The sequence below is a fragment of the Rhizobium sp. NFR03 genome, from assembly GCF_900111275.1.
In the GTDB taxonomy this organism is placed as follows: Bacteria; Pseudomonadota; Alphaproteobacteria; order Rhizobiales; family Rhizobiaceae; genus Ferranicluibacter.
Window position 1 is genome coordinate 319,038 of the sequence record NZ_FOGR01000004.1, and the last position, 12,961, is coordinate 331,998.

9 protein-coding genes are annotated in these 12,961 nt (G+C 62.2%); 2 read left to right on the top strand and 7 right to left on the bottom strand.

The genetic code is table 11. The features are described from left to right. Window positions 1-88: 88 nt before the first annotated feature. The 4 genes from BSG19_RS14660 to BSG19_RS14675 are packed head-to-tail and all read right to left on the bottom strand — an operon-like array spanning window position 89 to window position 5,835. Window positions 89-1,357 carry an ABC transporter substrate-binding protein gene (locus BSG19_RS14660; protein WP_092989085.1) on the bottom strand — a complete coding sequence of 423 codons (1,269 nt, stop codon included), beginning with the start codon at window positions 1,355-1,357 and terminating at the stop codon, window positions 89-91. A gap of 55 nt (window positions 1,358-1,412) precedes the next feature. Continuing rightward, window positions 1,413-3,905, bottom strand: a complete 2,493-nt coding sequence (locus BSG19_RS14665; RefSeq protein ID WP_092988764.1) for a hypothetical protein — start codon at window positions 3,903-3,905, stop codon at window positions 1,413-1,415. Next, window positions 3,902-4,738: a 5-dehydro-4-deoxy-D-glucuronate isomerase gene (gene kduI / locus BSG19_RS14670; protein ID WP_092988765.1), complete on the bottom strand. Its 837-nt coding sequence runs from the start codon at window positions 4,736-4,738 to the stop codon at window positions 3,902-3,904. The genes BSG19_RS14665 and kduI overlap by 4 nt, the downstream gene beginning before the upstream one ends. Continuing rightward, window positions 4,735-5,835, bottom strand: coding sequence for a beta-galactosidase BglB (locus BSG19_RS14675; protein ID WP_092988766.1), 1,101 nt, complete (start codon window positions 5,833-5,835; stop codon window positions 4,735-4,737). The genes kduI and BSG19_RS14675 overlap by 4 nt, the downstream gene beginning before the upstream one ends. 143 nt (window positions 5,836-5,978) lie before the next feature. Between BSG19_RS14675 and BSG19_RS14680 the strand changes: the two genes are divergently transcribed. Continuing rightward, a complete protein-coding gene (locus BSG19_RS14680; RefSeq protein ID WP_092988767.1) occupies window positions 5,979-7,061 on the top strand; it encodes a LacI family DNA-binding transcriptional regulator in 1,083 nt (360 codons plus the stop codon). A gap of 193 nt (window positions 7,062-7,254) precedes the next feature. Then, window positions 7,255-7,878: a TetR/AcrR family transcriptional regulator gene (locus BSG19_RS14685; RefSeq protein WP_092988768.1), complete on the top strand. Its 624-nt coding sequence runs from the start codon at window positions 7,255-7,257 to the stop codon at window positions 7,876-7,878. Here BSG19_RS14685 and BSG19_RS14690 read toward each other — a convergent pair. From BSG19_RS14690 to dctA, 3 genes are all read right to left on the bottom strand, one after another. After that, entirely contained in the window at window positions 7,867-10,152 is a 2,286-nt protein-coding gene (locus BSG19_RS14690; RefSeq protein WP_092988769.1) for an NADP-dependent malic enzyme, read from the bottom strand. The genes BSG19_RS14685 and BSG19_RS14690 overlap by 12 nt on opposite strands. A gap of 61 nt (window positions 10,153-10,213) precedes the next feature. Further along, window positions 10,214-11,377, bottom strand: a complete 1,164-nt coding sequence (locus BSG19_RS14695) for a mandelate racemase/muconate lactonizing enzyme family protein (RefSeq protein ID WP_092988770.1) — start codon at window positions 11,375-11,377, stop codon at window positions 10,214-10,216. 64 nt (window positions 11,378-11,441) lie between these two features. Next, window positions 11,442-12,749: a C4-dicarboxylate transporter DctA gene (gene dctA, locus BSG19_RS14700; protein WP_092988771.1), complete on the bottom strand. Its 1,308-nt coding sequence runs from the start codon at window positions 12,747-12,749 to the stop codon at window positions 11,442-11,444. Window positions 12,750-12,961 lie beyond the last annotated feature (212 nt).

Genomic DNA, 12,961 nt, shown 5'->3' on the forward strand with positions numbered 1-12,961 from the left:
TACGGTCACGGGTCTCTCCTGTGCGCCCTTTTGTGCCGGAGAGCCCGAGCATGCTGCCCCGGCCCTTCCCGTTTCTCGATGACGAGCGTCAGAGCGCGGAGTCCTTGACCTTGGACGCCACGTCGGCGTCGATCCGGGCGAACGCATCATCGACCGGCAATTCGCCGGCAATCGCCTGACCGATACGGGCAACCAGCGCGCCATAGACCGTATCGGACCAGCGCCACCCCGGCATCTTCAAGGCTTGTTCGGACGTCGTCTTGGTCGCGTTCACGAAGATGTCGAGGGCCGCCTTGACCTGAGGATCCTGCGTCTTGAAGGCCAGATCGCCCTTGTCGATCACGCCTTTGTGGGCGGGAATGAACAGCGTGCGCTCGGAGAACTCCTTCACGACCGCTTCGCTCGCGAGGTAGTCCATCACCTTGGCGACGTCTTTCGGGTTCTTGGTGTACTTGATCGCCACCAGCCCTGCGCCGCCCGGCATGCCGGTGCAGGAGGCCGGGCCGCAAGGGCTTCCCGTCGCAACCCAGTCGAAGCCGTTACCGATCTTGGTCGAGAAGTTCGGGACCTGCCAGGATCCGGAATAATAGAAGGCAAGCTGGGCGTTGATGAAGTCGTCCGCCGCGGCGCGATAGGTCTGACCGGCAGCAGAGACCCAGACATCCTTGCTGATGGTGCCGTCCTCCGCCCATCCGACGAACTTGCCGATGAAGTCCTTGGCGCCCTTGTCGAGCGGCGCTGGCTTGCCATCCTCGCCGATATAGTTTGCGCCATAGGCAATGTTCGGCGCGGAGATGCGGTGGCCGGAGCGGTCGAGCGCCATGGCGAAGGGAATCTTCTGGCTTTCGGCGACTTTCCGTGACGCCGCAGCCCAGTCGTCCCAGGTGGCGTCCTTACCCGGAAGATCGACACCCGCCTGCTCGAACAAGGTCTTGTTGGCGAAACCGCCCGTCAGCGTAATCTGCGTCATGAAGCCGGAGATCTGGTTCGAGCCGTCGGGGCGCATCCAGTCCGCCTGCGCGCCGAAGTTCGTGTCCCAGTAAGCCGCGTCGGCAACGAGAGGGCGCAGGTCCAGCCAGTGGCGACTGAGGTCCTTCAGCGCGGTCACGCGGGCGATGTCAGGCCCGTTGCCGGCTTCGAGTTGAATGGGCAACTGCTCCTTGACGACACCATAGGCAACGTTGTCGATGATCACGTTGATGTCGGGGTTGTCGGCCTTGAAACGGCTGATCAGATCGGCGAGAACCTCGCCTTCGATCCCGTCCGAATACCACATGATCCGCACGTCGCCGGCGTGAGCGGCGGTCGAGGTTAAAAGGGCGAGCGTGGCGCCCGCCAGAAGCGATCTCAGTGTCATGCGCATATCCTCCTCCTTGTGAAGACGGGCCTCCACCCGTCTGTGATGACGCCGTCTAGGATGCGGTTTCGGATGAAAGCATCGTCGCCTCCCCCTTGACGGTATAGTCCGATCGGGCAAGGCGGCGGCCTTCCGCTTCGACGCTGCCGTCTGCATGAAAATGCACGGTGCCGTAATCGGGATCTTCGATCACAATGGTGCCGTCACCCTCTTCGCTGGCTTCGAGCGCTGCAAATCTCGTCTCCACGGTCCTGAGATCTGCGGCACTGCTGACGCGCACGATCCATCGCGTTTTCGTACCGTACTGGCGAAGCTCAAGCCCGGCCGAGGGACCCTCGGTCACGGGAACGAGGGGCGAGGCCGCCTTCAGCATCACCGCGCCGGAGCCGGATCGCGCCAGAGCGATGTGGCCGGAAACGGTGGATTCGTCGAACTCTGCGACGGGGAACCAGGCGTGCGTGAAGCCCGGTTGCTCCTCATTGACCGTGAACTCCAGAATGGCGAGACCGCGATACTGCTGGGTGCGGGCAATCGTTCCGCAGCCGCCCCAGTAGGACGGGCGACCGTAGCCGAACTGGATCGTTTCACCGGGATGATTGATCCAGATCGCGGCCTCGGGCGTCTCTCCGATGCGCAGATGCAGGATCGTCTCCTGATAGCCCCATTCGTTCCAGCGGTAATGCGCTGCGGAACCCATGGCGAAATCGGCGCTCTTGTAGTGGTAGAGCGCGGCGAAGGCGTTCTCGCCTTGCGCAAAGCGCCACTCCTGATGTTCCTCACGCCGATGGTTTGCGATGTCGGCCAGTTCTGGCGGTATGACCAGCCCGTGGTCGCGCAGGCAGACGGCGAGTTGCGGCAGAGCATGCACCCGTCGCCCATACCAGCCGCGGCCCCAGAGGAGACGGGCAACGCCCGAAAGCTCCAGCGAGCGTCCGGCGCACAGCGTGTGCTCGTAGGATCGCCCCTGAGCCGCGGTGACCATGCCGTGATGGGCGGAGCGGGCGATGATCTCGCAGAGGCGCACGATGCCGGCCTTGGCGCGGTTTGCGATATCCTCGTGCGGTGAAAGCGCGGCCAGCGCCGTCAGCCCCTTGAGATCGATCGGGAAATACGGCGCCGAATTGAACTCAGCCATTTCCCAGTGTTCAAAATGATCGAGCCATGTGCGGACACGGGCAGCGCCGACGGCGCTCTGTTCCGCGCCTTTGCGGCCGGAGCGTGTAAAAGTCGCGTCCGGCAACAGCGCGCCACCCAGATAGGCACAGGTGTGAAAAAGCAGAGCGTGGTTCTCGGAGAAGTACCACTGCACGTCATTGCCCGGCTCGTCCATCCAGAAGCGGTAGTTGAGGATCGCGGCGTCGATACGGTCGCGAAGGCCCGCCTCGATATCGGCGCCCCAGACGGTTCGCGACCAGATCAGCGGCACGAGCGAGAAATCGGCGCAGTCGTGGCAATCCTCGATCGAGGGCAGGATCTCGGCGATCATGGCGTCAGTCTCCGCCCCGCCCCGACCGCTGGCAAGACGGGCAAAAGCGCGCACGGTGTCGCGTTCGGAGTCCTGCGAAATCGCGTCGAGTGTTTCCGTGATGCGGTCTTTCAGAGCAGCCGGTGCGTCGCCCTGCCGTTCGGCGTGGCAGATTTCGACGCCGAGCGAACGCGCCGCCACGAAGCCGCCGGCGTCGAGCGTGATGCGGAAGTGCCGGAAATCGGCGGGCGCGCTTTCCGCCTGGCCGATCAGCAGCGTGGTTTCGCCGGCCTTCAGCTTGAAATCGAAGTCGAAGCGTTCGCGCGACATGAAATCGCCCTCGATGGCGACGTTCACATCGACATCCAGCGCGAGCGGTTCTGCCAGACACAAGGTGATGTCGCCGCCGAAATAGTGCGGGCGGTCGAGATGCATGCCGTCGAGAGCGGCCTCCAGGCTTTCGGCAACCACGCCCGGCACCGGAACAGGAACGCAGACACGGGCCGCCGGACCGGAGAGATAATCCATCTGATAGAAATAGCGGGCGTCGCGCTCGGCCAGATCGTCGAAGAACAGCGTGATCTCGTTACGGCCCTCGACCAGCGGCAAGGCGAAATCCTGTTTGACCTCCAGATTGCGGCTGTAGGGCGCCATCCAGCCGATTTCCTCGCCGTTCAGCCAGAGAACGGCGCCGCCGCAGGTGCCCAGCCGAATGCTCGCCATGCCCGCGACGTCTGCGTCGATGGTCGTTCTGGCCCATGTGGCAAGCCGGGTGGGCCGAAACCAGAAGCCGGAGAGATCGAGGCGCGGCGAGCCGAAAGGCAGCCACCAGCGCGTGCCGTCGAACGTACCGCGCACGTCTGGGCGCTTACCGCGATAGGTGTCAGCGAAGATGGTGCGGCAGGGATATTCATGCGGAATGAAGTTCTTGACCTTCGTCAGGAAGAAGAACGGATCCATCTCGCCCTTCATGGGCATGTCGGGAACGTCGAAACGCGCCTCTTCCGTCCTGCCGACCTGCCAGTAGCAAATGGCGGCACCCGGCTGAAGAGGCTTTTCAATCCAGTGGGTTTGCGTGCTCATTTCAGATCCGCCAGTGCTACGGGGGAGACGTCGTTATATTCCTGATTTTCACCGGTCATGCCCCAGACGAAGGCATAGGGACCCGTCCCCGCGCCCATATGAATGGACCAGGCGGGCGAGATGAGCGCCTGAAGATCGGCCACCACGAGATGGCGTGTTTCTTCCGGGCGGCCCATCAGGTGAATGACGCGGTCTTCAGGTGCAAGGTCGAAATAGCAGTAAGCCTCCATCCGCCGCTCGTGGAGATGCGGCGGCATGGTGTTCCAGACGCTGCCTTCGGCAAGATCCGTTATGCCCATGAGCAGCAGGCAGGATGGCGATACTTCCGGATGGATATACATCCTGAGCTGCCGCACATTGGAGCGCTTTGCATCGCCAAGCGAAAGCAGCTTGGAGTCCGCGGCCCTGATCAGCCGGTGCGGCAGATCCGCACCCGCCGGAACCGAATTCATATAGAAGCGGGCCGGAGCATTCGGATCGCGACTTGCGACGACGATCTCGCGCGCGCCGCGCCCGATATAGAGCACGTCGCGATTATCGAGCGCGAAGCTCTCGCCGTCGACGGAGATCGTGCCGGAGCCGCCGAGATTGGCAACGCCCATTTCCCGCGCCGACAGGAGAAACGGCGTGCCGATCTCCTCGCCGGCGCCGAAGGCGATCGGTTCACCGGTGGGAACCGCGCCGCCGACGATCAGGCGATCGACATGCGTGTAGGTCAACTGCATCTTGCCCGGCTGGAACAGGTCTTCCATCAGGAACTCCGCCCGCAGCCGCGCGGTATCGTAGCTCTTCGTATCGGTTGGACCGGCTCCGTAGAGAATGTTCATCGTCATGACGTCTGGTCTCCGGTTTCGACGTGCCGCAGTGCCTCGGACAGGCAGAGAATGGCGAGCGCCTGCCCGTATCCCGTCGGCTGGATGGGAATATCCCGGTAAAATTGAAGGTCGTGGCCCATGCGGGTTCCGTAGGACACGTTGAGCACGGTGCCGCTCTCGTCGATATTGTCGAGGACCGCCTGCACCGCCCGCAGGCCGGCCTCCTTCCAGCCCGGCGTACCCAGTCCCAGTCGGTAGCCCTTGAGAAGGCCGTAGCCGATGCCGGCCGTGGCGGAGATCTCCTCATAGGAGCCTTCATCGTCGAGCAGCGTCCGCCAGGCGCCCGACCGCGCCTGCAACGGCAGGAGGGCATTCACCTGCGCAACGAGCACACCGAGCAGATACGTCTTCACCGGCTGCGGCATCTCGGCGAGATCGAAAAGGTCCAGCATGCCGGCCGTGATCCAGGCATTGCCCCGCGCCCAGCGTGCCTCCGCGAAGTTATGCCGTCCGTCGAACGTCCATCCATGGAACCAGAGCCCGGTTTTGGTGTCGGCGAGGTAGCGGGTGTGGACGAGAAATTGAAGGGCCGCCTCATCGGTCAGCTCCTTGCGGCCGCTTGCCTGTCCGTAGGAGGCAAGGAACAAGGCGACCATGTAGAGCGTGTCGTCCCAGAGTTCGTTGTCGTTGACCTTATCGGAAACGTGATGCTCGAAGGCGCCTTCGGACGTCCGGCCCATTTCGGCAATCACGCGGCTTGCCCATTCGTCCAGCGGCTTTTCCCAGCGCGGATCGCGAGTCTCGTTCCAGAGCACGGAAAGCCCCAACATGGGCGCCGTGGTGTTGACGTTGAGAAGGGGCAGACCGGCAGCGAGCCGCTTTTCATACCATCCTTCGATGAGAAGCTTGAGATCGTCGCGGCCCGTGAACTGCCAGAGACGGACGAGACCGTAAAGCCCGACGCCCTGCGGCCATTCCCAGCTGTCGAACGAGATGTAATCGCCAGCCGTGCCATCCAGGTTCGGCTCATCGAAGCGACCGTCGTGGCGCAGGCCGGTCATGCCCGCAACGATCAGGTCGAGCTTCGCACGGATCTCTCCTGCGGATAGCAGCATGGTGTTGTCTCCTCTCCCCCGGACGGTTTGGAACCGACCGGCCGTTCCGCTTCTCCCGAGCGGTGAGCTGATGAAATCACTCTCGCAAAGTTTGCGCAATCTGAAAATTTTTTGCAGTATGCGGTCTCAAGGAGAACGCGCTCATGGCTATATCGCCCCTGCCCGGTAAACGCGGAACCAGAAGCCGCCGTGTGCGGCTTGAGGATATCGCCGAAAAGGTAGGCGTCTCGCTCAGCACTGTTTCGCGCGCGCTATCCGGCGAAAAGGGCGTGCGCGCCGACATCCGCGAGCGCATTCTGGAGGCGGCGAGAACGGCGAATTACGTGGTCCCGACACCGATTGCTGGCAAGAAGGTCATTCTCGCGGCATCGAGTGCGGCGATGATCGACTATGTCCGCAACCAGTTCACGCTGTACGTTCTGGAAGGACTGCGCGACCGGGCACAGGCACTTGGTCTGGAAATCGTCACGCGGTCGGTAGCCGGCCAGGCCGAGGAAAGAACGATGCTGGACGAGGCCGCAGCCGATCCGGATGTGCTGGGCCTTCTCTTCCTCACCGTCGATGACGAAGCCATGCTTGCCGCCACCCGCGCATTTGCCAAGCCTGTCGTGATGATCAACGGGGACGATCCGCTGATGCGCCTGTCAAGCGTAACGCCGTGCAATCGCTCCGCAGCGCGACTTGCCGCCGAGCACCTGATTGGTCTCGGTCACGAACGCATTCTCTTCCTGATGCGGCCCGGCCGCCATACGATCGAGCGCCGTCGCGAAGGTTGGCGTGATGCGTTCCTTCACAGAAACCTTGCCTGTCCGGATGATCTCGTGGTGCTCGTGGACGACTGGCTCCCCAATCTCGCAGCCCAAGCTATCGCGGCGCGCATCAGGGAGAATGGGCTGGACTTCTCCGCAATTCTCGCGGCCGGGGACAGTCTTGCCGTTGGCGCCATGACAGGCCTTCAGGAACAAGGCTACTCGGTACCTGCGGATGTCTCCGTCATGGGCATAGACGATCTGCCCCAGGCAGCATTCGTCCATCCGCCGTTGACGACCATGCATATTCCCATGCGCGAACTCGGCTCCGTCGCGCTCGACCTCCTGCGCGACAGTATTACAGGCTCCCCCATGCCCGCCCGGCGGATCGAACTGGCCTGCCATCTCGTCGAACGCGCATCCGTGACAGGCAGGACATCTGTTTCCACTTCGTCGCTCGGCTCTCGCCGCGTCTAGATCGCCCTTTTCGGACCTTGGCATTATATCCAAAACCCGAGCTTGCGCCCGTCAACAACGACTAGGTCGCTCAACTTCAGTTCTTTTTCTGACATCCGCGACACAGCCGCATAGACAGACCTGTATATATTTGAAATCCGAAGATATACGGAGTAGTCTGTCTATGTACATATGCTGAACTGAGGTGACGGAAATGCAGAGGCGCAGCGAGCTTGTTTTTGCGGATGTGGATGGAAAGTCGCTCGATGCCCTCGCACCGCGAGAACGCATCCTGAAGACTGCATCGGACCTGTTTTACCGGCTCAGCATCAACTCTGTCGGGATAGACCGGATCATCGCCGAGAGCGGCGTGGCGAAGATGACTTTTTACAAGCACTTCCCCTCGAAGGCCACCCTCATCGCGAGCTACTTGCGTCACCAGAAAGCCATGTGGTTCCAGATGCTTGCGACCGCGACAGAAGAGCCTGGCCTATCATCGACCGGGCGCGTTCTGGCGATTTTCGATGCGATCGATGGACCGCTGCGGGCACCCACTTTCCGCGGGTGCTCAATCACGAGAGGACTGGCAGAATTCGGACCCGAGGCAAATACGCCGGAGGTGCAGGCGACGATTGCGGAGTATTTCGCGGAACTCCATGAATTCGTAGCATCGCTCATCAAGCCGCTCGACTTAGACAATCCCGAGCGAGCCGTCGTCCAGATTCTATCGCTTGTTCAGGGTTCGTTTGTGATGGCCCAATCCCTTCCCGGTCTTGGAATTGTCGAGGCGAACCGTGAGGCAGCCGAACTGCTATTGGAGCATGCCTTATCGGAATGATCCGTCAGGCAGGCGCCCGTAGGTCACCACGAGCGCTGTCATGTTGACGATGCCCCGGGTTGTGGTCGATGGCACAAGGACATGCAGCGGTTTCGACAAGCCAAGGAGCAGAGGACCGACCGCCACGCCCTTCGTGACCGAGGTCAGCAAGGTCAGGGAGATATTGGCCGCGTCGAGGGATGGCATCACCAGAAGATTGGCCGCGCCATCAAGGGTACTCTTGGAAATCGCCCTTGCACGAATGGCGGGATTGATCGCGGCATCCGCATGCATTTCGCCATCGATGTCGAGATCCGGCGCGCGGTTCCTCAGGATCTCGAGGGCATCGCGCATCTTCCGGGCGCTCGGGGATTTCGACGCCCCGAAATTCGAATGCGAGGTTAGCGCGACGGTGGGGGTGAGGCCAAAGCGGCGGATCTGCTCGGCTGCCATCATCGTCAGTTCCGCTATCTGCTCGGCATCCGGTTCCACATTGAGGTGGGTGTCGGCGAAGAACAGCGTGCCCTGGCTGTGGATCAGGGCCGTCAAAGCCGACACGCGCCCGACGCCGGGAGCCTTGGGTATGATCTCCAGCGCCAGCCGCGTTTCCTGCGACCAGTCGGCAGGCGTTCCGCAGAGTGCACCATCGACAAGACCTGCCTGAAGCAGCATGGCGGCGACGACGGTTGGCTGCTGGCGCAGGCGACGCCGTGCGGCCAACGGCGTGACGCCCCTGCGCTCGACGATATCCACATATCGATCCTGAAGCATGACGAGGGTCTCGGTTTCAACCGTTGGATCGAAAACCTCGATATGCTCGCCTACCCGTACCCGCAGACCAAGCCTGCCGATAGCCGCTTCGATCACGGACGTGCGGCCGACGAGGACCGGGCGGGCGAGCTTCTCATCCACGATGATCTGGGCTGCGCGCAGAACTGGGTCCGTCTCCCCCGCAGCGTAGGCCACGCGTTTCGGCGCGCGCCGTGCCGCCTCGAAGACGGGCATCATCAGCTGCGTGGAGTTGAAGGCATGCCGTTCCAGCCGACTGCGATAGGCTGGAAGATCCGCGATCGGACTGAGTGCCACGCCTGTATCCTCCGCTGCCTTGGCGACGGCGGGTGCGACTTCGAGGATCAGGCGGGGATCGAAGGGCTTGGGAATGATGTGTTCGGGGCCGAACAACAGCGCCTCTCCGCCATAGGCGTTTGCGACGGTCTCATCCGGTTCGACGCGAGCCAGCGCTGCGATGGCCGACACCGCCGCCATCTTCATCGCTTCATTGATCTCGGTTGCCTGACAATCGAGCGCGCCGCGGAAGATGTAGGGAAAGCACAGAAGATTGTTGACCTGATTGGGGAAGTCGGAGCGTCCGGTGGCGATGATGGCATCGGGGCGCGCGTCTTTTACCAGATGCGGCATGATTTCCGGATTGGGATTGGCCATCGCCAGAATAAGCGGTTTGGGGGCTAGCAGCGGCAGCCATTCCGGCTTGAAGACGCCGGGGGCAGACAGGCCGAGAAAGATATCGGCACCGGCGATCACATCGGCCAGCTTGCGCGCATCGGTCCGGTGGGCGAACCGGCGCATGTTGGGCAGCATCGGGGTCGTGCGGTCGGCATGCACGACGCCGTCGATATCGGTCAGCGTGATGTTTTCGTGCTTCATTCCCATCGCGGTCAAGAGTTCCACGCAGGCGATGGCGGCCGCCCCCGCGCCGGATGTGACGAGCTGGACGTCCTCGATCCGCTTGCCCTGTAGCAGCAGCGCATTGGTCACGGCCGCTGCGCAGACGATGGCGGTTCCGTGCTGGTCGTCGTGGAAGACCGGGATCTTCATCCGCGATCGAAGGTTGGCTTCGATCAGGAAGCATTCCGGCGCCTTGATATCTTCAAGATTGATGCCGCCGAATGTCGGTTCCAGCAGGGCGACCGCATCGCAGAAGGCATCGACGTCCGTCGTATCCACCTCGATGTCGAAGGAGTCGATGCCCGCGAATTTCTTGAAGAGGACAGCTTTGCCCTCCATGACCGGTTTGGCGGCGAGGGGTCCAATGTTGCCGAGGCCCAGGACCGCCGTTCCATTGGTGATGACGCCGACGAGATTGCCGCGTGCGGTATAATCACGAGCGGCGGCTGGATCTGCGACGATGGCCTCGCATGGAGCCGCGACGCCGGGCGAATAGGCAAGCGCCAGATCGCGCTGCGTTTCCATCCGCTTGGTCGTCTGAATACCGAGTGTCCCCGGTTCCGGATGACGATGATAGTCAAGAGCGGCTTGGCGCACGTCATCGATCATGGCGAGGTTATCCTTGATATGAAAGCGCGGGGAGCGGCGTCCCCTCCCCGCGCCGTCTCCGTTACTCGGCGAGTTCGCGCATGACCTTGATCAGGTCAGACTTGCCTTCGAAGCCGATACCCGGCAGTTCCGGCATGGTGATGTGGCCGTCGATGACCTTGACGCCGTCCGGAAAGCCGCCATAGGGCTGGAACAGATCGGGATAGCTCTCATTCCCGCCGAGCCCGAGGCCGGCAGCGATGTTGAGGGACATCTGGTGACCGCCGTGCGGGATGCAGCGCGACGGCGACCAGCCGAACTGGCGCAAGACATCCAGAGTGCGCAGGTATTCGACGAGACCGTAGGACAGGGCGCAGTCGAACTGCAGGAAGTCGCGGTCAGGCCGCATGCCGCCGTAGCGCAGCAGGTTGCGGGCGTCCTGGTGCGAGAACAGGTTTTCGCCTGTGGCCATCGGGCCATCGTAGAATTCCGAAATCGCGGCCTGAAGCGCGTAGTCCAGCGGATCGCCGATTTCCTCGTACCAGAAGAGCGGATAATCGCGCAGCATCTTGGCGTAGGCGATACCAGTTTCCAGGTCGAAGCGGCCGTTCGCGTCCACCGCGAGCTTTGCCTCGGACCCGATTTCCTCCAGTACGGACTCGATCCGGCCTCGGTCTTCATCGACAGAAGCGCCGCCGATCTTCATCTTCACGACATTGTAGCCGCGGTCGAGGTAGCCGCGCATTTCCTTGCGGAGCGCGCTGTTGTCCTTGCCGGGATAGTAGTAGCCGCCGGCGGCGTAGACGAAGACCTTCGGGTTGGCTTCCCGGCCCTTCATGTCGGCGAGATGGCGGAACAGCGGCTTGCCCTCGATCTTGGCGACGGCATCCCAGATCGCCATGTCGATGGTGCCGACGGCGACCGAGCGCTCGCCGTGACCGCCGGGCTTCTCGTTCATCATCATCTTCGCCCAGATCTTGTGCGGGTCGAGATTTGTGCCGGCGTCGTTGATCAGTTCTGCCGGGTCTGCTTCGAGAATACGGTCCTTGAACCGCTCGCGGATCAGGCCGCCCTGACCATACCGGCCGTTCGAATTGAAGCCGTAGCCGACGACGCGCCGGCCGTCCTTCACGACATCCGTCACGACGGCGACAAGGCTCGCCGTCATCTTCGAGAAGTCGATATAGGCGTTGCGGATGGGCGAAGCGATGGGCTTTGTGACTTCGCAGACGTCGATGATACGCATTGTAATCTCCGGTTCAGGTTAAAGACGGTGTTCGGTAATGGGCAGGCAAGGCTGGAACGGCAAGCTAGTGCGTCGCCTCGTGTGCGACAGCCGTGATACGGCGAGGGATCTCTCCGCGTTGTTCGGCGATGACGGCTTCGACGGTCTCCCGATCGAGCGCGCCTTCCCATTTGGCGATGGCGATGGTCGCCACGCCGTTGCCGATGAGATTAACGACCGCCCGCGCCTCGTTCATGAAGCGATCGACGCCGAGCAGCAGCACGAGGCCGGCAATTGGAATGGCGTGGAAGCTCGAAAGCGTGGCGGCAAGCGTCACGAAGCCAGCGCCCGCAACGCCGGCCGAGCCCTTCGACGTCAGCAGGAGAACGCCGAGGATGAGCAACTGGCCCTCGATGCCGAGCGGCGTGTTGGTGGCCTGTGCGACGAAGACGGCGGCCATTGTCAGGTAGATGCAGGTCCCGTCGGCATTGAACGTGTACCCTGTGGGCAGGACCAGACCGACGACCGACTTCTTGCAGCCGAGGCGCTCGAGCTTCGTCATCATGCGCGGCAGCACGGCTTCCGAGGAGCAGGTGGCAAGGACGATCAGGATCTCGTCCTTGAAGTAGCGGAAGAAATGCAGCAGCGGAAAGCCCGACCAGCGCGCGACCGTGCCGAGAACGAAGACGACGAACAGCGCCGAGGTCAGGTAGACGGCGAGCATCAGGTGGCCCAGCGACCAGAGCGTGCCGATGCCGTGTTTGCCGATGGTGTAGGCGACGCCGGCGCCGGCACCGATGGGCGCAAGCCGCATCACCATTCCGACGATGCGGAACAGGGCCAGGAGAAACGCATCGAGCACATCGACGACAGGCTTGCCGCGCTCGCCGATCTGCACGAGGGCGATACCGACCAGCACGGCCAGAAGAATGACCTGCAGCATCGCGCCCTTGGCGAAAGCGTCCACCATCGTGGTCGGGATGATGTTCATCACGAACTCGACGAAGCCGCCCTGCGTCTGCGCGGTCTGCTGGTATTGGGAGATCGCGCCGGCATCGAGCGTGCTGGCGTCGATGTTCATGCCAACGCCCGGCTGCATGATATTGACGACGATCAGGCCGAGCACGAGAGCTATGGTCGAGACGACCTCGAAATAGAGCAGCGCGAGAGCGCCGGTCTTGCCGACCTCCTTGATATCGCCCATCTTGGCGATGCCGAGCACTACCGTCGCGAAGATAACGGGCGCCAGAAGCATCTTGATGAGTTTGATGAAGCCATCCGCAAGCGGCTGGAGCTTCGTGGCCACGTCCGGGAATGCAAGCCCTACCGCGATGCCGATGGCGATCCCGATGAGAACCTGTACATATAGCTGACCTAGCAACCTTCGTGCCATGGCGACCTCCTCCTGGATATTCTTTGCTGACCTCCGCAGCGCAGCGCCGGACCAGCCGGCTGAGGTCGAAATTATCGGAAGGCGGCGCAAATCCCCAATGCCTAAATGATTTGTATTGATGCCATTTCGGCACTAATATTCGGACTTTCCCTGTTGAAGTGGGTCGCCTTCACGGCAAAAAGGATTTACTTTTCATGGTTATGCCCGCTGCC